The sequence below is a fragment of the Aeromonas sp. genome (assembly GCF_050252055.1).
In the GTDB taxonomy this organism is placed as follows: Bacteria; Pseudomonadota; Gammaproteobacteria; order Enterobacterales; family Aeromonadaceae; genus Aeromonas; species Aeromonas caviae.
Genome location: NZ_JBFWLQ010000002.1, coordinates 142,152 through 166,898, shown reverse-complemented (window position 1 = coordinate 166,898; position 24,747 = coordinate 142,152). Strand labels below are relative to the sequence as shown.

Annotated in this window: 21 protein-coding genes; 8 read left to right on the top strand and 13 right to left on the bottom strand. The window is 60.6% G+C overall.

Annotated elements, in window-relative coordinates; genetic code table 11:
* Positions 1-27 precede the first annotated feature (27 nt).
* The 3 genes from phnX to phnW are packed head-to-tail and all read right to left on the bottom strand — an operon-like array spanning position 28 to position 3,423.
* Complete coding sequence (phnX, locus tag AB7E19_RS04425; RefSeq protein WP_427934667.1) at positions 28-867, bottom strand: phosphonoacetaldehyde hydrolase; 840 nt, start codon at positions 865-867, stop codon at positions 28-30.
* A complete protein-coding gene (locus AB7E19_RS04420; RefSeq protein WP_427934666.1) occupies positions 860-2,284 on the bottom strand; it encodes an aspartate aminotransferase family protein in 1,425 nt (474 codons plus the stop codon). Before AB7E19_RS04420 ends, phnX begins: the two co-directional genes overlap by 8 nt.
* Entirely contained in the window at positions 2,281-3,423 is a 1,143-nt protein-coding gene (gene phnW / locus AB7E19_RS04415) for a 2-aminoethylphosphonate--pyruvate transaminase (protein ID WP_319894612.1), read from the bottom strand. Before phnW ends, AB7E19_RS04420 begins: the two co-directional genes overlap by 4 nt.
* Before the next feature lie 266 nt (positions 3,424-3,689).
* Between phnW and phnR the strand changes: the two genes are divergently transcribed.
* The 5 genes from phnR to AB7E19_RS04390 all read left to right on the top strand — a co-directional run bounded on the left by phnR (position 3,690) and on the right by AB7E19_RS04390 (position 10,062).
* Positions 3,690-4,397 carry a phosphonate utilization transcriptional regulator PhnR gene (gene phnR / locus AB7E19_RS04410; RefSeq protein WP_029303195.1) on the top strand — a complete coding sequence of 236 codons (708 nt, stop codon included), beginning with the start codon at positions 3,690-3,692 and terminating at the stop codon, positions 4,395-4,397.
* Positions 4,398-4,517: 120 nt separating this feature from the next.
* Entirely contained in the window at positions 4,518-5,537 is a 1,020-nt protein-coding gene (locus tag AB7E19_RS04405) for a putative 2-aminoethylphosphonate ABC transporter substrate-binding protein (protein ID WP_368211355.1), read from the top strand.
* A 272-nt stretch (positions 5,538-5,809) separates the two neighbouring features.
* A complete protein-coding gene (locus AB7E19_RS04400) occupies positions 5,810-6,904 on the top strand; it encodes a putative 2-aminoethylphosphonate ABC transporter ATP-binding protein (RefSeq protein WP_215801164.1) in 1,095 nt (364 codons plus the stop codon).
* Positions 6,901-8,637 (top strand): putative 2-aminoethylphosphonate ABC transporter permease subunit, encoded by a 1,737-nt coding sequence (locus AB7E19_RS04395; RefSeq protein WP_427934665.1) that lies wholly within the window; start codon positions 6,901-6,903, stop codon positions 8,635-8,637. The genes AB7E19_RS04400 and AB7E19_RS04395 overlap by 4 nt, the downstream gene beginning before the upstream one ends.
* 18 nt (positions 8,638-8,655) lie before the next feature.
* On the top strand, positions 8,656-10,062 hold the full coding sequence (locus AB7E19_RS04390) for an FAD-dependent oxidoreductase (protein ID WP_427934732.1): 1,407 nt from the start codon (positions 8,656-8,658) through the stop codon (positions 10,060-10,062).
* 116 nt (positions 10,063-10,178) lie between these two features.
* Here the strand turns inward: AB7E19_RS04390 and AB7E19_RS04385 are convergent, their stop codons facing one another.
* From AB7E19_RS04385 to sdhC, 10 genes are all read right to left on the bottom strand, one after another.
* Entirely contained in the window at positions 10,179-10,634 is a 456-nt protein-coding gene (locus AB7E19_RS04385) for a YcgN family cysteine cluster protein (RefSeq protein WP_005300228.1), read from the bottom strand.
* A gap of 465 nt (positions 10,635-11,099) precedes the next feature.
* Entirely contained in the window at positions 11,100-12,128 is a 1,029-nt protein-coding gene (locus AB7E19_RS04380; RefSeq protein ID WP_143248371.1) for a hypothetical protein, read from the bottom strand.
* 273 nt (positions 12,129-12,401) lie between these two features.
* Complete coding sequence (sucD, locus tag AB7E19_RS04375) at positions 12,402-13,274, bottom strand: succinate--CoA ligase subunit alpha (protein WP_005300222.1); 873 nt, start codon at positions 13,272-13,274, stop codon at positions 12,402-12,404.
* Positions 13,274-14,440 carry an ADP-forming succinate--CoA ligase subunit beta gene (sucC, locus tag AB7E19_RS04370; protein ID WP_005300220.1) on the bottom strand — a complete coding sequence of 389 codons (1,167 nt, stop codon included), beginning with the start codon at positions 14,438-14,440 and terminating at the stop codon, positions 13,274-13,276. Before sucC ends, sucD begins: the two co-directional genes overlap by 1 nt.
* A gap of 106 nt (positions 14,441-14,546) precedes the next feature.
* Positions 14,547-15,740, bottom strand: a complete 1,194-nt coding sequence (gene odhB, locus AB7E19_RS04365) for a 2-oxoglutarate dehydrogenase complex dihydrolipoyllysine-residue succinyltransferase (protein WP_042863770.1) — start codon at positions 15,738-15,740, stop codon at positions 14,547-14,549.
* Positions 15,741-15,826: 86 nt separating this feature from the next.
* Positions 15,827-18,637 carry a 2-oxoglutarate dehydrogenase E1 component gene (gene sucA, locus AB7E19_RS04360; protein WP_069785453.1) on the bottom strand — a complete coding sequence of 937 codons (2,811 nt, stop codon included), beginning with the start codon at positions 18,635-18,637 and terminating at the stop codon, positions 15,827-15,829.
* A 114-nt stretch (positions 18,638-18,751) separates the two neighbouring features.
* Entirely contained in the window at positions 18,752-19,468 is a 717-nt protein-coding gene (locus AB7E19_RS04355; RefSeq protein WP_010674497.1) for a succinate dehydrogenase iron-sulfur subunit, read from the bottom strand.
* A 17-nt stretch (positions 19,469-19,485) separates the two neighbouring features.
* Complete coding sequence (gene sdhA / locus AB7E19_RS04350) at positions 19,486-21,252, bottom strand: succinate dehydrogenase flavoprotein subunit (RefSeq protein ID WP_029314421.1); 1,767 nt, start codon at positions 21,250-21,252, stop codon at positions 19,486-19,488.
* Position 21,253: 1 nt separating this feature from the next.
* Positions 21,254-21,598: a succinate dehydrogenase, hydrophobic membrane anchor protein gene (sdhD, locus tag AB7E19_RS04345; protein ID WP_010674495.1), complete on the bottom strand. Its 345-nt coding sequence runs from the start codon at positions 21,596-21,598 to the stop codon at positions 21,254-21,256.
* Positions 21,592-21,981, bottom strand: coding sequence for a succinate dehydrogenase cytochrome b556 subunit (gene sdhC, locus AB7E19_RS04340; RefSeq protein ID WP_029314418.1), 390 nt, complete (start codon positions 21,979-21,981; stop codon positions 21,592-21,594). The genes sdhD and sdhC overlap by 7 nt, the downstream gene beginning before the upstream one ends.
* 423 nt (positions 21,982-22,404) lie before the next feature.
* Between sdhC and AB7E19_RS04335 the strand changes: the two genes are divergently transcribed.
* The 3 genes from AB7E19_RS04335 (at position 22,405) to AB7E19_RS04325 (ending at position 24,721) form a co-directional block, all read left to right on the top strand.
* A complete protein-coding gene (locus AB7E19_RS04335; RefSeq protein ID WP_010674492.1) occupies positions 22,405-23,691 on the top strand; it encodes a citrate synthase in 1,287 nt (428 codons plus the stop codon).
* A 93-nt stretch (positions 23,692-23,784) separates the two neighbouring features.
* Positions 23,785-24,099: a DUF4377 domain-containing protein gene (locus AB7E19_RS04330; protein ID WP_041215298.1), complete on the top strand. Its 315-nt coding sequence runs from the start codon at positions 23,785-23,787 to the stop codon at positions 24,097-24,099.
* Positions 24,100-24,196: 97 nt separating this feature from the next.
* Complete coding sequence (locus AB7E19_RS04325; protein ID WP_427934664.1) at positions 24,197-24,721, top strand: GNAT family N-acetyltransferase; 525 nt, start codon at positions 24,197-24,199, stop codon at positions 24,719-24,721.
* Positions 24,722-24,747 lie beyond the last annotated feature (26 nt).

Genomic DNA, 24,747 nt, shown 5'->3' with positions numbered 1-24,747 from the left:
CTCTCCCCTCCTCTCATCCCGCCTTGTTCAGGGCCGCTCTCCTGCCGCCAGACGGCGGTTGATATCGGCGATAACCGGGGCGATGTCGGCCAAGGTATCAATCACATAGTGCGCCCCCGCCGCCCGCAGTTTGGCCTCGGCCGGTGCGCGCCTGGCGGCTATCTCCGCCTCGTTCATGGCGGAAAACGCTTCCCAGGTGGCGCCAAATTCGTTGCCGGCAACCGACAATCCCACCGTCCACATGCCCGCGTTAAGCCCTTCGCTGATGCCGGGTACGGCGTCATCCACCTTGATGCAGCGATGCACGGCGCTCACTCCGAGCTCAATTACGTTGGCCAACGCCATCCAGGGGCCGGGGCGACCACCAGCCTTGAGATCGTCGGTGGCGACCCAGTGATCCGGGCGGTAGCCGTGATCGGCCGCCGCTGGCACCAGCGCCTCCATCACCGGACGGGGATAACCGGAGCAGGAGCCGATTTTCATCCCCTGCCCCCGCAGAGCGTCCAACACCGGCAGCACACCGGGGATGGGGGCGGCAAAGCGGGTCACGGCGGCGATCTGCAGCGGCATAAAGGTGTGATAGAGGTGGTCCACCTCGGCGTGGCTCATAGGATGGCCGAAGCGGGCCTGCCAACGCACATCCACCGAGGGCAGACGGCCCAGCGCGGCGATATGATCCCACTTGCCAAGGCCCATGGGCTGGCGTGCTTCGTCAAGGGTCACGGGAAAGTCATAGGCGCGGGCGAAGGCCTCGACGAAGATGGAGGTGGGGGCGAAGGAGCCGAAGTCGACGACGGTGCCGGCCCAGTCGAGGATCAGCGCCTCCACGTCGGTGGTCGGGTGGATGGCAGTCTGCAAGTCAGTCATGGTGGTGTTCCTGTTTCGGTGAAAGTGCGATCTCGCCCAATGCGCGATCGAGAATGGAAATGGCGCGCACCAGATCGGCGCGGGCGATATTGAGCGGTGGCGAGAGCTGGATGACGTTCCCTTGGGAGACCTTGAAGCTGAGCCCCAGCTCCAGACAGCGGTAGAGCAGCCGTTCGGCGGCCTGGATGTTGCGGGTGCGACTCTGGTGATCGACCACCAGATCGAGCGCCCAAAGCATACCGATACCGCGCACCTGCCCGATCAGCGGGTGACGCTCGGCAAGCGCAGCGAGCTCTGCCGCCATAAAACGGCCATCCTCCTGCACCTTGGCCAGCAACCCCTCTTCACGGATGGTACTGATGGTGGCAAGGGCCGCCGCGCAGCCGATGGGGCTCTTCTCGTGGGTGTAGTGACCGAGCGAAATAGCTGCGGCCTGATTGAAGCGGTCACGGGTGATGAGCGCCGCAAACGGTACCACCCCGCCCCCCAGCCCCTTGCCCAGGCAGATGATGTCGGGCTCGATGCCGAACTCTTCAAAGCTGAACCAGTGGCCGGTGCGCCCCATGGCATTGGGGATCTCGTCGACGATCAGCAGCACCTTGTGGCGATCGCAGATCTCCCGCACCCGCTGCCAGTAGGCTTTCGAGGGCACCTGTACGTCGGTGTTACGGATGGGCTCGGCGATAAAGGCGCCTATTCCTCCCTCCTTCTCGATGACGTACTCCAGATAATCGGCGTAGTGCAGGTCATCCCCCTCCCCGCGATACCAGACGCCGCGATAACGGGTGGGCGGCGGGATGCGCTCCACTCCGGCCATCAAGGGGCCCATACCGGCGCGAAAGCAGGCCTCGCCGCCGACCGAGATGGCATCGAGGGAGGCGCCGTGAAAGGCATCCCACAGGGACACCACCTTGCTGTTGCCTGTGATAAAGCGGGCAAGCTTCAGAGCAATCCCCACCACCTCGCTGCCACCGGGGGCGAACAGCACCCGGTTAAGATCGCCGGGGGCCAGCTCGACCAGGGTGCGGGCGCAGTCGATGGCAACCTGATGGGTGTAGCGCCGGGGCGCAAACGGCAGATCGGCGAGTTGCTGCTGCACCGCGGCCACCACCCTGGGGTGGCCGTGGCCCAGCTGATGGACGCTGTTGCCGTGAAAATCGAGGTAACGCTTGCCCGATACGCTGGTCAGCCAGCTCCCCTGCGCCCCCTCAAGCAGATCGAGACAGGGGGTGGAGAGGGCCTGATGGAGGAAGTAGCGGCTATCCTCCGCCAATCCGGCCTGTACCTCTTCGCTCTGACCTGCCCACCAGCGCGCCCGACCCTCGCCAAGGTTGATATCCCCTTCGCTGTCGGCGCGGCCGCTGCCGTGCAGCTTATGCTCGTGCTGATCGCAACCGTGAGGCGCTTGGCTCGTCATCGCGCGTCCCCTTGCCAGTAACAGGCGCTGGCCATGGCGGCGAGCAGGTCGCGCACCCGCTCTGGGGTCACATCACCGATATTGCCGATACGGAAGCAATCGGCCTGCGAGACCTTGCCCGGGTAGATGACAAAACCCTGAGCCTTGAGTCGCTGGTAGAAGTCGGCGAAGCGGTAATCAGGGTGGGCCGGAGAGTAGAAGGCGGTGATGATGGGGGATTGCCACTGTTCTGGCAGCAGCGGCGCGAAGCCGAGAGCGGCCATCCCCGTCACCAGGGTGCGCTGATTCTCGCTGTAACGCTGATAGCGGGCGTCGATCCCGCCCTCCTCTTCCAGCTCACGCAGCGCCTGGGCAAAGGCGAGCACGGTATGGGTGGGCGAGGTAAAGCGCCACTTGCCCCCCTGCTGCTCCATGGTCTGCCACTGGGCATGCAGGTCGAGGGAGACCGAGCGGGCGCGACCGGCGCAGGCCGTGAGCGCCACGCGGCGGGCGATGACGAAGCCAAAGCCCGGCACCCCCTGAATGCACTTGTTGGCCGAGCTGATAAGAAACTCGATGCCAAGGTGTCCCATGTCGATGGGGATACCGCCAAAGCTGCTCATGGCATCGACGATCAGGCGAATGCCGCGGCGCTGGCAGAGCGCAGCCACCTCATCGAGCGGATTGAGCATGCCGGTGGTGGTCTCGCAGTGCACCATGGCCAGATGGGTGATCTCGGGGTGGCGCGCCAGCATCGCCTCGATGGCGGCGGGTTCGGGGCGGTTGGTCTCGCCGCAATCCAGCTCGTGGTGGCGCAGGCCAAGACAGCGGGCCATCTCCCCCATGCGGGCACCGTAGGCGCCGTTGTTTATGATCAGCAGACACTCATCGACGCCTATCGCCGAGCCCAGCACGCTCTCCACCACATAGCTGCCACTCCCCTGCAGCAAGACGACGCTGTAGTCACTTTGATATTCCGGGCCAGTGGCGAGGCGCACCAGCTCGCGGCGGATGGGCTCCACCACGCCCTGGTTGTAGTCCGTATCCCAGGTACAGCTGTCTTGCAGCATGGCGGCGCGCACCGTGGCGGTGGTCGAGAGGGGGCCCGGGGTCAGCAGCAGGTAATCGACGGCGGCGGGGGCCGCAGGAATATGGGTCATGACTTCGCTCCTTTTTGGTATATACCAGAATGAGCGCATTGTGGATAACTGCCCCGCCAAGGTCAAAGGCGTGGCACTACATGCAACAAAAAATTCATTTTCAGCGCCGGGATCGCGATAATCTAGGAAGCCTGAACAGCAGGGGTTATTCTGGTATCTACCAACGCATGTTGATGTCGCCGTTTAACGACCGGGCAGATGACCTGCCCTGTGCCCAGCCTATTGCCCAACTCATTGCACAACTTATTGCAAAACCAGGGATTTTCATGAGCAAACCCCAATACCTGCAGATCAAGGATGCCCTCGCCAACCAGATCCTGGCGGGGGGCCTGGCCCCCAACGACAAGCTCCCCTCCGAGCGGCTGCTGGGGGAACTCTATGGCACCACCCGGGTTACCATCCGCGAGGCGCTGGTGCAGTTGGAGGCGAACGGCCTTATCTATCGGGAGGATCGCCGCGGCTGGTTCGTCACCCCGCCGCGTTTCAGTCTCAACCCCAGACGCACCTCCAACTTTCACCAGATAGTGCGGGAGCAAGGGGGCGAGCCGCGCACCGAGCTGCTGGAAAAAAGCCGCCAGGCGGTGCCGCCCGCGTTGATGGCGCAGTTGCAACTCAAGCCGTTTGACAGCCTCTTTTTGCTCAAGCGACTGCGCTACGCCAACGGGCGCGCCATCTGCTACTGCGAGAACCACTGCCTGCCAGAGCGGGTGCCCGGCCTGCTGGAGCTGGATCTCAACGGCAGTCTGACCGAGATCTACCAGGCCCATTACGACCTCCACTACGCCCGCATGCAGGTACGCTTCTTCCCCACCGCCCTGCCGGACGAAGTGGCCAAGGCGCTCGGGGCCACCGCCGGTCTGCCCGCCCTGCGCCTCGAGCGACTCAACTTCGATCAGCACGGCCGGGTGCTCGATTTCGATCTGGAGTACTGGCGCCACGACAGTCTGGAGATCGAGGTGGATACCCAGGATTAGTCACGGACAAATCAGGGACGGCAAAACGTCACAGGGCTGTCACGGTCACGTCATAAAGATCCCCTAGCCTCTCTCTCGACCAATCTGGTTTATACCAAACCAATTTAACTGGAGAAGAGGATGAAACAGGGAACCCATCTGCTGGCCGCCGCCGTACTGGCTGCCATGACCGCCCCGGCACTGGCCGCGACCGACCTCACCGTCTACACCGCCTTCGAACCGGAGCAGCTCAACGAGCTGAAAACCGCGTTCGAGCGCCAGCATCCGGATATCAACATCAAGTGGGTGCGTGACTCCACCGGCGTGGTCACCGCCCGCTTGCTGGCAGAAAAAGCCCAGCCCAAAGCGGATGTGGTATGGGGACTGGCGGCGACCAGCCTGATGCAGCTCGATCAGCAGCAGATGCTCAATGCCTATGCACCGAAAGGGCTGGACAAGCTCGACAGCCGCTTTCGCGACAGCAAGGCCGAGCCGCACTGGATCGGTCTGGACGCCTTCTTCAGCGCCATCTGCTTCAACAAGGTAGAGGCGGAAAAGCAGGGGATCCCGGCGCCCACCAGCTGGGCCGACCTCACCAAGCCCATCTACAAGGGCAAGGTGATCATGCCCAACCCCAGCTCCTCCGGCACCGGTTACCTGAGCGTCGCTGGTTGGCTGCAGACCATGGGTGAGAAGCAGGGCTGGCAATTCATGAACGGCCTGCACCAGAACATCGACCGTTACACCCACTCGGGCTCCGCCCCCTGCAAGCTGGCCGCCAGCGGCGAGACGGTGATCGGCATCTCCTTCGACTTCCCGGCCACCAGCCTCAAGGCCAAGGGGGCCCCCATTGAGGTGGTGTTCCCGAAAGAGGGGTCGGGCTGGGATATGGAAGCCGCCGCCATCATCAAGGGCACCCCCAAGCTGGAAGCCGCCAAACAGCTGCTCGACTTTGCCGCCACCGAACAGGCCAACGCCCTCTACAACAAGTCGTTCGCAGTGGTCGCCATCCCCGATGTAGCCCAACCGAGAGCGGGCTATCCGGCTGATATCAAAGGCCAGATGATCGACAACGACTTTAGCTGGGCAGCCCGCGAGCGTAACGCCATCCTGGCCCAGTGGAGTGCCAACTTCGACGGCAAGACCGAAGCCAAGCAGTAAGCGTGAAGGGCTGCGGTTTGTTCACGCCCCACACACAACCACCAATGAACTGCCAGTCGAAGGCCAACAGGTGTTGGCCTTCGCTTTTTGGTTTTAACTTCCCGAGTTTGTATTGCCTTCAATTAGCGACGCTTCGCCCATCCACACAGGGCCCAACCACTTGCTGGTGACCCTTCGTCATCTGACTGTCATCAAGCTGTCATCCCCCGGTCACCTGACCGTCACACTTCACTCGCAGACTGGTATATACCAAATCAGTAGCGAGTCGAACCATGACCCAGCCCTATCTGGACATTCAACATCTCAACAAGCAGTTCGGTGCGTTTCAGGCCCTTAAAGGGATCTCTCTGACCATTGAGCCGGGGGAGTTTATCTGCTTTCTCGGCCCCTCCGGCTGCGGTAAAACCACCTTGCTCAGAGCCATCGCCGGGCTGGATCTGCCGGACAGCGGCGAGATCTGGCAAGGGGGGCGCAACATCTCCCGCCTGCCGCCCCAGCAGCGCGACTTTGGCATCGTGTTTCAATCCTACGCCCTCTTCCCCAACCTGACGGTGGCCCAGAACATCGCCTTCGGCCTTGAGAATCAGGGGCTGGCACGGGATCTCATCAAGGAGCGGGTCGATCACTGGCTGGGGTTGGTGGATCTCACTGCCCAATCCCACAAATACCCGAGCCAGATCTCCGGCGGCCAGCAGCAGCGGGTGGCGCTGGCCCGGGCACTGGCCCTCTCCCCCGGCCTGTTGCTGCTGGACGAACCGCTCAGCGCGCTGGATGCGCTGGTTCGCACCCACCTTCGCAGCGAGATCCGCGCCCTGCAGCAGCGCCTTGGCATTACCACCATCATGGTGACCCACGATCAGGAAGAGGCGCTGACCATGGCCGATCGCATCGTGGTGATGGAGGGCGGCCGCATCGTGCAGGTGGGCACCCCGCAGGAGATCTACCACCAGCCTGCCAGCCGTTTCGTGGCAAGCTTTGTCGGCACCATGAACTTCCTCGACACCCTGGTGCTCAGCCCCACTCAGGTGCGCCTAAACGAACAACCGCTGACACTTGCCAACCGGGCCGCGGCCGGCAGCAAATTGCAGGTGGCAATCCGCCCCGAGGCGATCACCCTGAGTGCGCCGAGCGAGCCGTATCTTGGGCAACATGGCATTGAAGCAACCATCGATCAGGTGGAGTTTCTCGGCGCCGCTCAGCGCCTGATCTGCACCGCCGACACCTATCTGGGCCCGCAGCAGATCCTGGTGGAACGCCCGACCCACGAGCTGCCCCGCCACGAACAGGGGGGCTGGCGCAGCGGCATGCGCTGCTCGCTGCACTGGCCCGCCGGAGCGATGCAGCTGTTTGAAGGAGAGCGCCCATGACAGCCCCCCTTGCGACCTCCTCCCTGTTGCCGCCAGCGACAGCCCGCCAAGACTCTCGTTGGTCGCGGCTTTGTCGCGGCTGGAGCCGGGATCAGCTGCTGCAACTGACCCTGCTGGTGCTCGGCATCGCCCTGCTTATCGGCGGCTTGCTGCTGCCGCTGCTCACCATGCTGCAAAAGAGTCTGCAGGATGAGAACGGCCTCTGGGTGGGGCTTGCCAACTTCAGCGCCTACTTCGACTCCCCTCATCTGGGGCGCACCATCGGCAATACCCTCTGGCTCGGGGTGCTGATCACCGCGCTGGTGGTGACCATCGCCTTTGGCTACGCCTATGCCCTCACCCGCACCTGCATGCCGGGCAAGCCCCTGTTTCGCCTCATCGGTTTGATCCCGCTGTTGATGCCCTCCCTGCTGCCCGCCATCAGTCTGGTCTACTGGTTTGGCAATCAGGGGATCGCCAAGGGGCTGCTCGGCGGCGAGAGCATCTACGGCCCCATCGGTATCGTCATTGGTCTGGGCTTCTGGTGCTTCCCCCACGCCCTGATGATCCTTATCACGGCGCTCGGTCAGAGCGACGCCCGCCTCTATGAAGCCTCCCGGGTGCTCGGCAGCAGCGGCTGGCGCACCTTTGTCACCGTCACCCTGCCCACCGCCCGTTATGGCCTGCTCAGCGCCGCCATCGCGGTCTTCACTCTCACCATCTGCGACTTCGGGGTTGCCAAGGTGATTGGCGGCCAGTACAGCGTGCTGGCTACCGATATCTACCGGCAGGTGATCGGGATGCAGAACTTTTCGCTGGGCGCAGTGGCTAGCGTCACCCTGCTGCTGCCGGCGCTCATGAGCTTTGCGCTGGAGCACAGGGTGCGCAGCAAGATGCAGGAGCAGAGCAGCACCAAGGCGGTGCCCTATCAGCCCAAACCCCATCGGCTGCGGGATCTGCTGGCGCTCGGCTGGTGCACGCTCTGGGCCCTGCTGTTTCTGGCGCTGGTGGGGATGGCCGTTTACGGCTCGCTGGTACAGTTCTGGCCCTACAACCTCGCTCTGACGCTGGATCACTACGCCTTTGACAGCAACAGCGTCTATGGCTGGCAGCCCTTTACCAACACCCTGCAGCTGGGCCTCTATACCGCGCTGATCGGCACCGTGCTGGTGATGGTGCTGGCCTGGGCACAGGAGAAGGGGCGCCACTTCCCATGGCTGCGCCAGCTGTTGCATCTGCTCGCCATGCTGTCGCTGGCGGTACCCGGCATGGTGCTGGGGCTGGGTTACATCTTCTTTTTCAACGGCAATCCGCTCTTTGGCAGCCTCTATGGCACTCTGCCGCTGATGGTGCTCTCCTGCGTCATCCACTACTACACGGTGGGCCATATGACGGCGCTGACCAGCCTCAAGCAACTGCCCAAGGAGCTGGAGCTGGTGGCCATCTCATTGCGCATTCCGCTCTGGAAGGCGTTCTGGCGAGTCACCCTGCCCGCCTCCCTGCCCGCGCTCTTGGAGATCTTTATCTATCTGTTCGTCAACGCCATGACCACCACCTCGGCGGTGATCTTCCTCTATTCGAGCGACAGCGTGCTCGCCTCCATCGCCGTGCTGAACATGGAGGATTCCGGCGATACCGCCGCGGCCGCCGCCATGGCCACCCTGATCCTGCTGGCCGCCGCTACCGTCAAGCTGCTCCAGCTCTTTTTGAGCCGCGCCCTGCTGGATCGCACCCAGCGCTGGCACCACCCATAACCTTGTGGAGGAGTCATGATGTCCACTCTCCCCTTCTGGCTGGCCGAAGCGCTCGCCGCCGAACAACCCGCGGCCCCCACGCCCCTCGTCGGCCACCACGAGGTCGATGTCTGCATCGTCGGTGGCGGCTTTACCGGGCTCTGGAGCGCCATCGCGCTCAAACAGGCCGAGCCACACTTGCGCATCCTGGTGCTGGAGAAAGATCGCTGCGGCAGCGGCGCCTCCGGGCGCAACGGCGGCTGCCTGCTCACCTGGTCGGCCAAATACCTGACCTTAAAGCGCCTCTTTGGCGAGCAGCAGGCCGCCTGGCTGGTACAAAGATCCGAGCAGGCGGTGCACGAGATTGCCCGCTTCTGCGAACAGCACAATATTGAGGCACAGCTGAGGGTCGAGGGCACCTGTTACACCGCCACCAGCGAGGCGCAGCGCGGCCTGATGGAGCCGGTATTACGTGAGCTACAGCGAGCCGACCTTAACCAGTGGCAGGCGATTGCGGAGGGTGAACTGGCGAGCCAGAGCGGCTCTCACGTTCATCTGGAGGGGCTCTACAGCCCCCACGCGGGCTCGGTGCAACCGGCACTGCTGGTGCGCGGCTTGCTGCGGGTGGCGCGGGAGCTGGGGGTCGAGGTCTATGAACACTCCCCCATGCAGCGCCTTGAGGCGGGCCAGCCGGCGCGGGTGCAAACGCCGCAGGGCGAGGTGCGTGCCCGCAAGGTGGTGCTGGCCCTCAACAGCGCCATGACGGCGCACTTTCGCGAGTTTCGCCGCAGTATCGTGCTGGTCTCCTCCGATATGGTGATCACCGAGCCGGCACCACAGGCGCTTGCCGCCCAGCAGCTCAATCACGGCCGCACCGTGGTGGATGGCCGCACCTTTGTGCACTACTACCGATCCACCGCGCAAGGGCGGCTGATGCTGGGCAAGGGGGGCAACACCTTCGCCTTTGCTAACCGCCATCTGGCCGAGTTCGATGCGCCGAGTCGTTATCTTGCCCCCCTCACCCGCACCCTGCGCCGCTTCTTTCCGGCGCTCAAAGAGGTCCCCATCGCCGCCAGCTGGTGCGGCGCCTCCGACCGCTCGGTGGATGGCCTCCCCTTCTTCGGCCACTGGCGAGGGCAGCCCAATATCGTCTATGGCCTCGGCTATTCCGGCAACGGGGTGGCACAGAGCTGGATGGGTGGCCAGATCCTGGCGGCGTTGGTGAGAGATGAGGTGCGGGAAGAAGACAAGCCGTGGCGCGACTGCGCGCTGGTGAGCGGCCCACGCGGCTACTTCCCGCCAGAGCCGTTTCGCTGGCTGGGCGCCATGGCGGTGCGCAACGCCATCCGGCGCAAGGAGCGGGCAGAGGATGAGAACCGCCCGGTGGCCTGGTATGACAAACAGCTGGCCAAACTTGCCGATGCGGCCGGCAAGGCGGACAAATAGGCGCCTTCACGGCGCTTCGGAAGGAGCCCAGAAGCCGAAGGGGCAGGAGAGTGATGACTCCCCTGCCCCTTTGCAGTTGGTACGGCTCGCGGCTGGCCCGATAGGCGGGCCTGGCGTTAGCTGGCCCAGGTAATGATGTGATCGATCCAGTCGCCGGCATCCACCTCGTGCACCACCTTGCCGCGCACCGACTGGCCGGCCTGGTGCATGGCGCTGCGGCTGCCGGTGATCAGCGGATGCCACTCTGGCAGGCTCTGCCCCTCCGCCAGCAGGCGGTAGGCGCAAGTCGACGGCAGCCAGTCATATTCGGCAATCTTGTCGTGGGTGATCTGCAGGCAGTCCGGCTCTTTTTTAAAGCGGTTGCCGTAGTCGGAGCACTGGCAGGTCTTGGTATTGAGCAGGTTGCAGGCCACGTTGGTGAACACCAGCTCCTCGGTGTCCTCGTCGATCAGCTTGTTCAGGCAGCACTTGCCGCAGCCGTCGCACAGGGACTCCCACTCGGTCATAGTCATCTGCTGCAGGCTCTTCACCTGCCAAAAGGGGGCGTTCTGCACGGGTTCACTCTGCTGCATAAAAATTGGCTCACTCAATACACTGACAAGCGCGTGGTTATACGCCCTATGGCCTGATTTTTCAAGGTTGGCAGAAGAACCTTGCTCGCCTACTCACTAGTAGCTGTCGGTAAAACAAGGGGAGACAAATAGATACAAGACAATAAATTTTGAAATTCTAATGTTCCCATGATGGGTTGAATTGCCCTATTGAGTATGAGTATCAGACTTTCTTGGTCAAGGCATTACTCTATCAATAGCCACATCAAACAATTGCAATGTCAAAAATGGCATTTCACTCGAATAAATTGGAAAGCATCAACAATGTTTTTCAAGCATCCAATTACACTGCGATAATACAACCACAAAAACTGTCAAAATATATTGAAAAAAGTTGTTAAAATGACTCTGTGGTTCACAAACCAAACTATAAAACAACCATATATAATCACACTGCATATGCAGATATGGTCTGTAGGTAATTTACTATTTTCTCTCAATCATTTTTTTAAGCTCATCTAATTTTGTCATGGTTGCATAGAAAGTTTGATATCCATGGTCTTCTATCTTACCTGTTGTATGCCACGTCGGAACATCTTTAATGTTTTTATTTACAGTGTGAAATTGACCTTCATTACTCAGGCTACTTACATAATTGAAAGCTGCTGCCAGTTGTATTTTCTGAGCGCCAGACAAAGTGCTTATTATGTCACTAAATTGAGTGGGCGTTAGCCCTAAACGAGCTTGCACCGTAGCACTAATGCTTCGAGTACTTATATATGCAATTCCTTGTGCCTGCATGACAAATGTTGCTAATTTAGTATCCTTTGGCAAATTCTGATAAATACTGCTGATATCATTTCCCACTAAAAATTGGGATATGCGTAAACCAGACACGATTGTAATTCCACTATTCTGATAGCCACCCTGCCCATCAATTTTCCCATAGGGGTCAGCTTCTACATCGAATCCACCACCGGCTGTGCTGCTCCACTGAAATATAAACGTATTACCATCTGACAACTTTGATAATACTTCCGCCTGTAAAGATTGAAATTCTGACTGAGCAGTAGATGCACTCTCAATCTCCGCTGTGCACTCTTCTTTTCCTGCATTTTTGCAAGTAGCCTTAACAAGCAATTTGGTAACTAAGTCTTGTGATTTTTTCTCTAAATTAGTGAGGCTGTTTTTAATGTCTTTTATTTTTTTACCAGGATTTCCTGTCACGGGGTAGTCATATTCGATGACTTTCGACTTATCTGTACTCAGACATATCATTGAATATGGCACACGATAACTACTCGCAACGCAAGGCATTCCAACAGTATCTATAGGAAGTTGGCCATTTATTGCAAGAAAGCGACTTTGAAATGGAATGTCATTAAAGTAAGATGAAATACCGCCATCATTTTGAGTCGAGCTAGTCAGTTTATCTACTGCACTTAGATTACTAGAACAGCCAGAAATAAGTGCAGAAGAAAAACAAAATAAAAACATACTTTTCGAAGTCATCATATTACCCTCCCCAGCAGTATTGACACTGATATCATTTGCAAGCCATAAGAATATAGCCCGCCATTCAGCATGTGCAAATTTTATTATTATGACTGTATTGTTTACATAATGGTCTTCAATTCATCGCACGCAGAGACCAGCGCCTTCATCGCGCCCCTTTGAGCTGAGATGTGTACTGAATTAAGTTACGCAGGCGAAAAAGCAAACTATCCCCATAAAAAATGCCGCCCCAAAGGGCGGCATTTTGCTATCCGAGATAACAGGCTAAAGAACTTACCAGCCAGTTACTTCACGCAGGGCCTTGCCGATGTCGGCCAGGGAGCGCACGGTTTTCACGCCAGCATCTTCCAGGGCGGCAAATTTCTCGGCCGCGGTGCCTTTACCACCGGCGATGATGGCGCCCGCATGACCCATGCGCTTGCCAGCCGGGGCGGTGACACCCGCGATGTAGGAGACCACCGGCTTGGTGACGTGGGCCTTGATGTAGGCCGCCGCGTCTTCCTCGGCGTTGCCGCCGATTTCGCCGATCATCACGATGGCTTCGGTCTGCGGGTCATTCTGGAACATCTCGAGGATGTCGATGAAGTTGGAACCCGGGATGGGGTCACCACCGATACCGACGCAGGTGGACTGGCCGAAGCCCTCGTCCGTGGTCTGCTTGACCGCTTCGTAGGTCAGGGTGCCGGAGCGGGAGACGATGCCCACCTTGCCCGGCTTGTGGATGTGGCCGGGCATGATGCCGATCTTGCACTCACCCGGGGTGATGACGCCCGGGCAGTTGGGGCCGATCATGCGCACGCCGGTTTCCTGCAGCTTCACCTTGACGTCCAGCATGTCCAGGGTCGGGATGCCTTCGGTGATGGTGACGATGAGCTTGATGCCGGCATCGATGGCTTCCAGGATGGCGTCCTTGCAGAACGGCGCCGGCACATAGATGACGGAGGCGGTGGCGCCGGTGGCTTCCACGGCGTCACGAACGGTGTTGAACACCGGCAAGCCCAGGTGAGTGGTGCCGCCCTTGCCCGGCGACACGCCGCCGACCATCTGGGTACCGTAGGCAATCGCCTGTTCGGAGTGGAAAGTGCCCTGACCGCCGGTAAAGCCCTGGCAGATCACCTTGGTGTCTTTGTTGATCAGAACGCTCATTATTTGGCCTCCGCTGCTTTTACCACTTGCTGAGCTGCGTCAGTCAGACTCGTTGCGGCGATGATATTGAGGCCGCTGTCGGCCAGTTTACGGGCACCCAGTTCGGCGTTGTTGCCTTCCAGACGCACCACCACGGGCACTTTCACCCCCACTTCCTTCACGGCGCCGATGATGCCTTCTGCGATCATGTCGCAGCGCACTATGCCGCCAAAGATGTTGACCAGCACGGCTTGTACCTTGCTGTCGGAGAGGATGATCTTGAAAGCCTCGGTCACGCGCTCCTTGGTGGCGCCGCCGCCGACGTCCAGGAAGTTGGCCGGGGAACCGCCGTGCAGGTTGACGATGTCCATGGTGCCCATGGCCAGACCCGCGCCGTTGACCATGCAGCCGATGTTGCCATCGAGGGCCACATAGTTCAGCTCCCACTGGGCGGCGTGCGCTTCGCGGGGGTCATCCTGGGACGGATCGTGCATCTCGCGCAGCTTGGGCTGACGGTACAGGGCGTTGGCGTCGATGTTGATCTTGCCGTCGAGGCAGTGCAGGTTGCCCTTGTCGGTGATGACCAGGGGGTTGATCTCCAGCAGGGCGAAGTCGCAGTCCAGGAACATCTGGCCCAGGCCCATGAAGATCTTGGTGAACTGCTTGATCTGATCGCCGACCAGACCCAGCTTGAAGGCCAGCTCGCGGGCCTGGTAGGGCTGCGGGCCTACCAGGGGATCGATGGCAGCCTTGTGAATGAGTTCCGGGGTTTCGTGGGCGACTTTCTCAATCTCCACGCCACCTTCGGTGGAAGCCATGAAGACCACGCGGCGAGAACCACGGTCGACCACGGCGCCCAGGTACAGTTCCTTGGCGATGTCAGTGCAGGACTCCACCAGGATCTTGGTAACCGGCTGACCGTTGGCGTCAGTCTGATAGGTCACCAGGTTCTTGCCGAGCCAGTTCTGGGCGAAGGCGCGGATCTCGTCCTTGCTCTTGGCCAGCTTGACGCCGCCCGCCTTGCCGCGGCCACCGGCGTGGACCTGGCACTTGACGACCCAGGTGTTGCCGCCAATCTTGTCGGCCGCTTCGGCCGCTTCCTGCGGGGTGGCACAGGCATAACCTTCGGAGACCGGCAGGCCATACTCGGCAAACAGCTGTTTTGCCTGATATTCATGCAGATTCATAGATGCTCTATCCGTGTTGTAGGTATTTCCGTCCGGGGCTCGTGTTTCTCAATCCCCTGTGAATGGGGGCCTGGGCGGCCCCTCGTTATCTTTCAGTCACGCTTGCTCAGACATCCAGCAGCAGACGGGTCGGGTCTTCCAGGAGCTCCTTGATGGAGACCAGGAAGCCCACGGACTCGCGGCCGTCGATGATGCGGTGATCGTAGGAGAGTGCCAGGTACATCATCGGCAGGATCTCGACCTTGCCGTCAACGGCCATGGGGCGGTCCTGGATCTTGTGCATACCCAGAATGGCGCTCTGGGGCGGGTTGATGATGGGGGTGGACATCAGGGAGCCGAACACGCCACCATTGGTGATGGTGAAGTTGCCGCCGGTCAGTTCATCCACGGTCAGCTTGCCGTCACGGCCCTTGCCGGCCAGGTCTTTGATGGCCTTCTCGATGTCCGCCAGGCTCATGTTGTCGCAGTCGCGCAGCACCGGGGTCACCAGACCACGGGGGGTGGAGACGGCGATGCTGACGTCGAAGTAGTTGTGGTAGACGATGTCGTCACCGTCCAGCGCCGCGTTCACTTCCGGGTAGCGCTTGAGGGATTCGACCACGGCCTTCACATAGAAGGACATGAAGCCGAGCTTGATGCCGTGCTTCTTCTCGAAGATCTCGCCGTACTGCTTGCGCAGCTTCATGATGGGCGCCATGTTGATCTCGTTGAAAGTGGTCAGCATGGCGGTGGTGTTCTTGGCCTCCAGCAGACGCTCGGCGATGCGCTTGCGCAGACGGGTCATGGGCACGCGCTTCTCGGTGCGACCGGCCAGCGGCGCAACCGGTGCGGCAGCCACGGGAGCGGCAGCAGTCGGCGCAGCCACGGGAGCCTTGCCCAGATTCTTGATGAAGGCTTCCACGTCTTCCTTGGTGACACGACCACCCTTGCCGGTGCCGGTCAGCTTGGCGACGTCGATGTCGTGTTCGGCCACCATGCGGCGCACGGAAGGGCTCAGGCCATCGGCAGCGTCATCGGCCACAGCTTCCACCGGCTTTTCGCTGGTCGCTTCACCGGCAACGGGGGCCGGCTTGAGCATGGCGATCAGCTGGCGGGAGAGCACGGTGGCCCCTTCGCTCTGCAGGATGTCGCCCAGTACGCCGGCTTCCGGCGCGGGCACTTCCAGCACGACTTTATCGGTTTCGATGTCAACCAGCACTTCGTCACGGGCAACCAGATCACCCGGTTTCTTGTGCCAGGTCGCGATGGTGGCATCCGCCACTGATTCCGGCAGGTCCGGTACCTTGATCTCGATAGTCATGTAATCAGTTCCTTGTTACTTCTTGGCCAGCAGGCTTGTTCCAGGTCAGAGAGGGTCCCGACACGGGCCCTCTCATCCACAACTCGTTATTCCAGGGTAAGGGCGTCTTCCACCAGGGCTTTTTGCTGCTTGGCGTGGACGGACATGTAACCGACGGCCGGTGAGGCCGAGGCCGGGCGACCGGCATAACGCAGACGGGCATGGCTTGGCAGCACGCTGTCGTAGTGATGACGGGTGCTGTACCAGGCGCCCTGGTTCTGCGGCTCTTCCTGACACCAGACGAAGTCGGTGACATGGCTGTAATCGGCCAGGATGGCGCGCACTTCCTCTTCCGGGAAGGGGTAGAGCTGCTCGATCCGTACCAGGGCCACGTCCTGCTGCTCGGCCTTGCGACGGGCATCGAGCAGGTCGTAGTAAACCTTGCCGGAGCAGAACACCACGCGCTTGACGCCTTTGGGATCCAGCGCATCGATTTCGCCGATGGCGTTCTGGAAGGTGCCCTCTGCCAGCTCTTCGAGCTTGCTCACCGCCAGCGGGTGGCGCAGCAGGGATTTGGGCGTCATCACGATGAGCGGACGGCGCATGGGGCGTACCACCTGGCGACGCAGCATGTGGAACACCTGCGCCGGGGTGGAGGGCACGCACACCTGCATGTTGTGCTGGGCGCACATCTGCAGGTAACGCTCCAGACGGGCAGAGGAGTGCTCCGGGCCCTGGCCCTCGTAACCGTGGGGCAGCAGCATGGTCAGGCCGCACATCCGGCCCCACTTCTGCTCGCCGGAGGAGAGGAACTGGTCCACCACCACCTGGGCGCAGTTGGCGAAGTCACCGAACTGGGCTTCCCAGATGGTGAGACCGGCCGGCTCCGCGCTGGCGTAGCCATATTCAAACGCCAGTACCGCGTTCTCGGTCAGCACGGAGTCGTACACCTCGAACGGGCCCTGCTCGTCGTGCAGGTTGCACAGCGGGGTGTAGGTGCTGGCATCGGTCTGGCTGTGCAGCACGGCGTGGCGGTGGAAGAAGGTACCGCGGCCGGAGTCTTCCCCGGTAAAGCGAATGCGGGATCCCTTGTCCACCAGGGTGGCGTAGGCCAGGGTCTCGGCAAAGCCCCAGTCCACCAGCTTCTCACCGGCGGCCATCAGGCGACGGTCTTCGTAGATCTTCTCGACCTGGCGTTGCAGCACATGGGTGGCCGGGTACTGGCTGATGCGCTCACCCAGGGCCTTCAGGTGATCCATGGGCACAGTGCTGTCATAGGCCATGGCCCAGTCGTGACCCAGATACGGCGTCCAGTCCACGGAGTGCAGCTCCATGGGGCGCCACTCCTTGCTCACCCGCTCGCCCCGATCCAGGGTGTCGCGATAGTCGTTGACTAGCGTGGTGGCCAGCTCCGGCGCGATGGCTCCTTCGGCGATCAGCTGATCGGCGTAGATCTTGCGCGGGGTCGGGTGCTGCTTGATCTTCTGATACATCAGGGGCTGGGTCGCGCTCGGCTCGTCAGCCTCGTTGTGGCCGTGACGACGGTAGCAGACCAGCTCGATCACCACGTCGCGCTTGAAGGTGTTGCGGTAATCCAGGGCAATCTGGGTCACCAGCACCACGGCTTCCGGGTCATCCCCGTTGACGTGCAGCACAGGGGCCTGCACCGCCTTGGCGATGTCGGTGCAATATTCGGTGGAGCGCAGGTCACGGATATAGGAGGTGGTGAAGCCCACCTGGTTGTTGATGACGATGCGCACCGTGCCGCCCACGCCATAGGCACGGGTCTGGGACATGTTGAAGGTCTCGGCAACGACCCCCTGCCCCGCGATGGCGGAGTCACCGTGGATGGTGATGGGCAGGACGCTGGAGCCGTCCTTGTCACCGCGGCGGTCCATACGGGCACGCACGGAGCCGATGACCACGGGGTTGACGATCTCGAGGTGCGACGGGTTGAAGGCGAGCGCCAGGTGGACGTTGCCGCCCGGGGTGGCGAAGTCGGAGGAGAAGCCCATGTGGTACTTCACGTCCCCTGTGCCCCAGGATTCGCCGTGCTTGCCGGCGAACTCGTCGAACAGGTCCTGGGCGCGCTTGCCCAGCACGTTGATGAGCACGTTGAGGCGACCGCGGTGGGCCATGCCGATGACGGCTTCCTTGCAACCCTGCTCACCGGCGCGACGGATCAACTCTTTGAGCATGGGCACCATGGCATCGCCCCCTTCCAGGGAGAATCGCTTGGCCCCCGGGAACTTGGCACCCAGGTATTTTTCCAGCCCTTCGGCGGCGGTCAGGCTCTCGAGGAAGCGGGTCTTCTCTTCGAGGGTATAGTTGCCCGTCCCTTCGATGGATTCCAGCCTGTCTTGCAGCCAGCGCTTCTCCTCGGTGGAGGTGAGGTGCATGTAGTCGGCGCCGATGCTGCCGCAATAGGTTTTCTTCAGCGAGGCATACAGATCGGAGAGCACCATGGTCTCGCGACCGATGGCGTAGGAGCCCACATTGAAGGTGGCCTCCATGTCTGCACCTTGCAGGTTGTGGAAGGCCGGATCCAGCTCGGCGACCGGCTCGCGCTGCCACAGACCCAGGGGGTCCAGGTTGGCGTTCTGGTGACCGCGGAAGCGGAAGGCGTTGATCAGTTGCAGTACGCGAACCTGTTTGGCATCCACCTGGGGATCGGAGACGGGAGCGCTGTAACGGGAGGAGTCCTTGGCCAGGCGGCGGAAATAGTCGCGAACCTGGGAGTGGGGTTGTTCTACTGCATGTCCGTTGACCTGGGGCAGCGACTGGAACAGGCTGCGCCATTCGTCGGCAACGGAGTCGGGGTTTTCCAGGAAGGATTCGTACAAATCCTCAATGTAGCTTGCATTCGCACCAGCCAGGTGAGATGACTCCAACCAGGCCTTCATCACGCCGTTATGCATTTCTATCCCTTGTACATCTTGTTCGCTGCACTGCAGCTTGTAGGGTCATAGCCATCCCGGAGCGGGATGGCTATCCAGAGGTCGGGCCCGGCGCAAGGCGCCCTGGCCCCGATACTACACGGCCCGGTTGAGCAACATCGACTTGATCTGACCGATGGCCTTGGTCGGGTTCAAGCCCTTGGGACAGACGTTCACGCAGTTCATGATGCCGTGGCAGCGGAACACGCTGAAGGCGTCATCCAGGTTGCCCAGTCGCTCACTGGCCGCAGTATCGCGGCTGTCCGCCAGCCAGCGATAGGCGGCGAGCAGGCCGGCCGGACCGATGAACTTGTCCGGGTTCCACCAGAAGGAGGGGCAAGAGGTGGAGCAGCAGGCACAGAGTATGCACTCGTACAGGCCATCCAGCTTGGCGCGCTCTTCGGGGGATTGCAGGTGCTCACGCACGGGCGGCAGTTTTTCGTCGTTGATGAGGAAGGGTTTGACCTTCTCCCACTGGGTGTAGAACTGGGTCATGTCGATCACCAGATCCCGGATCACCGGCAGACCGGGCAAGGGCCGAATGACGACCTTGCTGCCCTTCTTCAAGAGATCCGAGAGCGGCGTGATGCAGGCCAGACCGTTCTTGCCATTCATGTTGAGACCGTCAGATCCACAGACCCCTTCGCGGCAGGAGCGGCGGAAGGCGAGCGTGGGATCCAGCTCCTTGAGCTGGATCAGTGCGTCGAGCACCATCATGTCGGAACCTTCAGGAATATCAAGACGATAATCCTTCATATACGGGACGTTATCAACGTCCGGATTGTATCTGTAGACAGAGAATGTGACGTTCATTGTGCTTGGCTCCGCAATCAGTAAGTCCGGACCTTGGGCGGGAACGCCTCACGGGTCTTGGGTGACATGTTGACAGCGCGACGGGTCATGGACTCGGTGTCCGGATGATAGAGGCTGTGGCACAGCCAGCTCTCATCGTCACGCTCCGGGAAGTCGAAGCGGCTGTGGGCGCCACGACTCTCGGTACGGAAGTTCGCCGCCACCGCGGTGGCATAGGCGGTCTCCATCAGGTTGTCCAGCTCCAGGCACTCGATGCGCTGGGTATTGAACTCCTTGGAGGTGTCGTCCAGACGGGCGTTCTTGAGACGCTCGCGGATGAGTTTCAGCTCGGCCAGCCCTTCTGCCATGGCATCCCCTTCCCGGAACACGGAGAAGTTGTTCTGCATGCAGCGCTGCAGGTCCTTGCGGATCTGGGCCGGGTCTTCCCCGTCACGGTTGTTTTCCCAGCGGTTGAAGCGCTCCAGTGCCTTGGCGATGTCGGCGTCGGTGGCTTCCACGCCGTGCTCCATCGAGCCAAGGGTCTCCACCAGGTGCATGCCGGCAGCACGACCGAACACCACCAGATCCAGCAGGGAGTTGCCGCCCAGACGGTTGGCACCGTGCACGGAGACGCAGGCGATCTCGCCCACCGCGAACAGACCGACCACCGGCACGTCATTGCCATCCTTGTCCTGGGTCAGGCACTGGCCGTTCACGCTGGTCGGCACGCCGCCCATCATGTAGTGGCAGGTCGGGATGATGGGGATGGGCTCTTTGACCGGATCCACGTGGGCGAAGGTGCGAGAGAGCTCGCAGATGCCCGGCAGGCGGGATTCCAGCACCTCTTTGCCCAGATGATCCAGCTTGAGCTTGATGTGCGGGCCCCAGGGACCGTCACAGCCACGGCCTTCGCGGATCTCGATCATGATGGAACGGGCCACCACGTCGCGACCGGCCAGATCCTTGGCGTTTGGCGCATAACGCTCCATGAAGCGCTCGCCGTCCTTGTTCAGCAGGTAGCCGCCTTCACCACGGCAACCCTCAGTCACCAGTACCCCTGCCCCGGCAATACCGGTGGGGTGGAACTGCCAGAACTCCATGTCCTGCACGCCGACCCCGGCGCGCAGCGCCATGCCGACGCCGTCACCGGTGTTGATGTGGGCGTTGGTGGTGGACTGATAGATGCGACCGGCGCCGCCGGTGGCGAGCACGGTGGCCTTGGCCTTGAAGTAGACGACTTCGCCGCTCTCCATGTCGATGGCGGTACAGCCGACGATATGGCCATCCTGGTTCTTCACCAGATCCAGGGCATACCACTCGGAGAAGACGGTGGTCTTGTTCTTGACGTTTTGTTGATACAGGGTGTGCAGCAGGGCGTGACCGGTACGGTCGGCTGCCGCCGCAGTGCGGGCAGCCTGCTCGCCGCCGAAGTTCTTGGACTGACCGCCGAACGGACGCTGGTAGACGGTACCGTTGTCAAAGCGGGAGAAAGGCAAGCCCATGTTCTCCAGCTCATAGATGGCCTCGGGGCCGGTCTTGCACATGTATTCGATGGCTTCCTGATCACCGATATAATCGGAGCCCTTGACGGTGTCATACATGTGCCACTGCCAGTTGTCGTCGTGGGCATTGCCCAGGGCGACCGTGATCCCGCCCTGGGCGGAGACCGTGTGGGAACGGGTCGGGAAAACCTTGGATAACAGGGCGCAGCTCTTGCCGGACTGGGCAATCTGCAGCGCGGCGCGCATACCGGCGCCACCGGCACCGATCACGACCGCATCAAATTCACGAGTTGGAATAGTCACCTTACACACCCCACAGCACGACGAAACCAGTCATCACATAGACAAACAGCACCACCACCAGCACAAACTGCAGCGCACCGCGCAGTCCGACCGGCTTGATATAGTCGGTCAGCACCTGCCACAGACCGATCCAGGCGTGGATCAAGACGCATACGAGCGTCAGCAGGGTGAAGACCTTGGTGAAGGTGTTGGAGAAGAAGCCGGTCCACACCTCGTAGGTGATGTCGTTGAACGCGACAAAGCCAACCAGATAGAGGACGTAGCACGTCATGATGAGGGCGGTGGCGCGGATCAGGATGTAATCATGAACACCGCTGCGCCCGAAAGTTGCAGAATTGGTTACCATACCAGTACCCCCGCCAATACCGCCAAAACCGCGGTGATCACGAAGGCCACACGGGCACTCTGATTACCGGATTCCAGCTCTTCCCAATAGCCCATGTCCATGACCAGGTGCCGCAGACCGCCCACGATGTGGTAAGCCAGCGCGGTCAGGATCCCCCACAGCACGAACTTGACCAGGAAGTTGTCCATGATGGCAACGACCGATTCAAATCCTTCGGGAGAGGCGAGTGAAGTACCAAGCATCCACAGCAAGATGGCCAGTGCCACAAAGGTGATGACCCCTGAGACACGATGCAAGATGGAAGCGATGGCGGTGACAGGAAAGCTGATCGTCTGTAGGTCGAGGTTTACAGGTCTCTGTTTGTTTTTCACGGCTTTGCCCACTCAGCTCCATTGAGCACGTTAGTTATTGTTTTCACACGCTTTGAGGGCGAGGAGTGGCATTTGTTAGGTTTTTGTTACCAAAACAACTCAGGAAAGCCAAAAATAACATTTTCGATATCACATCTGGCTTTGCGAAAGCGTTTCAAACACCGACGACCATCACCCACGTGGCGCAGTATATCGGCGGCCTTAACCAATGACAATCAAATAGCTACACAGAAAATCCAAAACCGTAAACCAGATCTCACAACAGCTTTAACAAGTCATTAATGATCATCCAGAAAAATTGACAAAGACATGGTTCTCTGGTTCAAATAAGGCGCTCCAGCCGCCGTGGTACGGGTAAGAACCTTTGCCAGCGTCATAACAGTCGTAATAAAGTAGGGCTGGAACCAAATTATAAAAGAGCAAAGGAGACGTGCTATGGCTGATAAGATAGCCACCCTACATCTGCCCGGAAAAGAGCCGGTTGAACTGCCGATCCTCTCCGGTACCGTTGGACCCGATGTGATCGATGTCAGAAAGCTGGGCACGCAAGGATATTTCACCTTCGACCCCGGCTTCATGGCCACCGGTTCTTGCAAATCTTCCATCACCTACATCGATGGCGACCAGGGTGTCTTGCTGCACCGCGGTTACCCCATCGCCCAGTTGGCCACCCAGGCCAGCTACCTCGAAGTCTGCTACATCCTGCTGTACGGCGAGGCCCCCACCAAGACCCAATATGCGGAATTTGAACGTCTGGTCACCCGCCACACCATGGTGCACGAGCAGATCGCCTTCTTCTTCCGCGGCTTCCGCCGCGACGCCCACCCCATGGCCGTCATGTGCGGCGTGGTCAGCGCGCTGTCCGCCTTCTATCACGACGCCCTCGACATCAACAACGAGGAGCATCGCGAGATCTGTGCCTTCCGTCTGCTCTCCAAGATGCCGACCCTGGCCGCCATGTGTTACAAGTACTCCATCGGCCAGCCCTTCATGCAACCGCGCAACGCCCTCTCCTATGCAGGCAACTTCCTGCACATGATGTTTGGCGTGCCGACCGAAGAGTACAAGGTCAACCCCATCGTCGAGCGCGCCATGGACCGCATATTCACCCTGCATGCGGATCATGAGCAAAACGCCTCCACCTCCACCGTGCGTCTGGCCGGTTCTTCCGGTGCCAACCCGTTTGCCTGTATCGCCGCGGGGATCGCCTCCCTGTGGGGCCCGGCCCACGGTGGTGCCAACGAAGCCTGCCTCAAGATGCTCGAAGAGATTGGCTCCGTGGATCGCATTCCCGAGTACATCGGCCGCGCCAAGGACAAGAATGATCCGTTCCGTCTGATGGGCTTCGGTCACCGGGTCTACAAGAACCACGATCCCCGTGCCACCGTGATGCGCGAAACCTGCCACGAGGTACTGACCGAGCTGCAGATCAAGGATCCGCTGCTGGACGTTGCCATGGAGCTGGAACGCATCGCGCTGTCCGACCCCTACTTCATCGAGAAGAAGCTCTACCCGAACGTGGACTTCTACTCCGGCATCATCATGAAGGCCATCGGCATCCCCATGTCCATGTTCACCGTGATCTTCGCCATCTCCCGTACCATCGGCTGGATTGCCCACTGGAACGAGATGCACTCAGACCCGGATCAGAAGATCGGCCGTCCGCGTCAGCTCTACACCGGTCAGCCCCTGCGCGAGTTCGTGCCCCTCGACCAGCGCTGAGCCCGATCTGTCATGGTTTGTTACAAAGGCGGTCATTGACCGCCTTTTCTTTTGCAGGTTTAATCGCGCCCTTTTACGCCAAGGACACTCATCATGAAATCTCCCCTGCTCCTCAGCTCCGCCCTCCTGCTCAGCGCCTGCCAGAGCGCCCCGACCACCGAAACCCTCTATATCCAGGACAAGCTGGCAGACTGCGTCGGTGTCGCCCCCATGAAGTGCATGCAGGTACGCAGTCAGCCGGGCGAGAGCTGGAGCCTCTTCTATCAGCAGATCGAAGGCTTCACCTTTGAACCGGGCTTTCGCTATCAACTCGAAGTGAGCAAGGAGCAACTTGCCGATGTGCCGGCCGATGCCCCTTCCTTGCGCTACCAGCTGATCAAGGTCGTGAGCAAAGAACCGGTTCGCTGACGAGTCGCTGGCAGGTGACCCGGTTTCGTTTGTGTGCTCTCTGGGGTATGCTGTCACCCCTTTTTGCCACGGTTTGAGTACGGACTCGACCCGCATCATGATCACCATCCGCACCATCCGCACGCCAGACTGGCCCGCCATCATGGCCATCCAGCACGAGTGTTATCACCAGTTCGAACCCGAGCCCCTCGAGGTGATGCAGAACAAAACCGAGCTGGCCCCCGCCTGCTGCTGGGTGGCCGAGCGTCAGGGCAAGGTGCTGGGTTACCTGCTCTGCCACCCCTGGCGTGCCCACCAGCCCCCGCCCCTCTCGGTGCAGATGAAGGCGCTGGCCAGTCACGACGAGTTCTATCTGCACGATCTCGCTGTCTCGAGCAAGGCACGCGGCCTGGGTGTCGGACAGCGACTGCTGGCAAGGGCGCTCGCTTTCGCGAGCCATGCAGGATATCGCCATGCAGGCCTGGTGGCGGTTCAGGATGCCCCCGCCTTCTGGCGCAAGCAGGGGTTTGTGCCCGCCGACACCGGCAAATCGCTGGTGGAGTATGGTGACGGGGCTGTCTATATGCGGTTGCCCCTGGCAGACAGCGGTCCAGAACCGGGAACCATCAGCAGAGTTCAATAAAAAGAGTTCAATAAAAAAGGCGCCTT

What these genes read in the sequence shown, in the direction of transcription:
- phnX (WP_427934667.1), bottom strand. Translation starts at nt 867, where the DNA reads ATGACTGACTTGCAGACTGCCATCCACCCGACCACCGACGTGGAGGCG.
- AB7E19_RS04420 (WP_427934666.1), bottom strand. Translation starts at nt 2,284, where the DNA reads ATGACGAGCCAAGCGCCTCACGGTTGCGATCAGCACGAGCATAAGCTG.
- phnW (WP_319894612.1), bottom strand. Translation starts at nt 3,423, where the DNA reads ATGACCCATATTCCTGCGGCCCCCGCCGCCGTCGATTACCTGCTGCTG.
- phnR (WP_029303195.1), top strand. Translation starts at nt 3,690, where the DNA reads ATGAGCAAACCCCAATACCTGCAGATCAAGGATGCCCTCGCCAACCAG.
- AB7E19_RS04405 (WP_368211355.1), top strand. Translation starts at nt 4,518, where the DNA reads ATGAAACAGGGAACCCATCTGCTGGCCGCCGCCGTACTGGCTGCCATG.
- AB7E19_RS04400 (WP_215801164.1), top strand. Translation starts at nt 5,810, where the DNA reads ATGACCCAGCCCTATCTGGACATTCAACATCTCAACAAGCAGTTCGGT.
- AB7E19_RS04395 (WP_427934665.1), top strand. Translation starts at nt 6,901, where the DNA reads ATGACAGCCCCCCTTGCGACCTCCTCCCTGTTGCCGCCAGCGACAGCC.
- AB7E19_RS04390 (WP_427934732.1), top strand. Translation starts at nt 8,656, where the DNA reads ATGTCCACTCTCCCCTTCTGGCTGGCCGAAGCGCTCGCCGCCGAACAA.
- AB7E19_RS04385 (WP_005300228.1), bottom strand. Translation starts at nt 10,634, where the DNA reads ATGCAGCAGAGTGAACCCGTGCAGAACGCCCCCTTTTGGCAGGTGAAG.
- AB7E19_RS04380 (WP_143248371.1), bottom strand. Translation starts at nt 12,128, where the DNA reads ATGATGACTTCGAAAAGTATGTTTTTATTTTGTTTTTCTTCTGCACTT.
- sucD (WP_005300222.1), bottom strand. Translation starts at nt 13,274, where the DNA reads ATGAGCGTTCTGATCAACAAAGACACCAAGGTGATCTGCCAGGGCTTT.
- sucC (WP_005300220.1), bottom strand. Translation starts at nt 14,440, where the DNA reads ATGAATCTGCATGAATATCAGGCAAAACAGCTGTTTGCCGAGTATGGC.
- odhB (WP_042863770.1), bottom strand. Translation starts at nt 15,740, where the DNA reads ATGACTATCGAGATCAAGGTACCGGACCTGCCGGAATCAGTGGCGGAT.
- sucA (WP_069785453.1), bottom strand. Translation starts at nt 18,637, where the DNA reads ATGCATAACGGCGTGATGAAGGCCTGGTTGGAGTCATCTCACCTGGCT.
- AB7E19_RS04355 (WP_010674497.1), bottom strand. Translation starts at nt 19,468, where the DNA reads ATGAACGTCACATTCTCTGTCTACAGATACAATCCGGACGTTGATAAC.
- sdhD (WP_010674495.1), bottom strand. Translation starts at nt 21,598, where the DNA reads ATGGTAACCAATTCTGCAACTTTCGGGCGCAGCGGTGTTCATGATTAC.
- AB7E19_RS04335 (WP_010674492.1), top strand. Translation starts at nt 22,405, where the DNA reads ATGGCTGATAAGATAGCCACCCTACATCTGCCCGGAAAAGAGCCGGTT.
- AB7E19_RS04330 (WP_041215298.1), top strand. Translation starts at nt 23,785, where the DNA reads ATGAAATCTCCCCTGCTCCTCAGCTCCGCCCTCCTGCTCAGCGCCTGC.
- AB7E19_RS04325 (WP_427934664.1), top strand. Translation starts at nt 24,197, where the DNA reads ATGATCACCATCCGCACCATCCGCACGCCAGACTGGCCCGCCATCATG.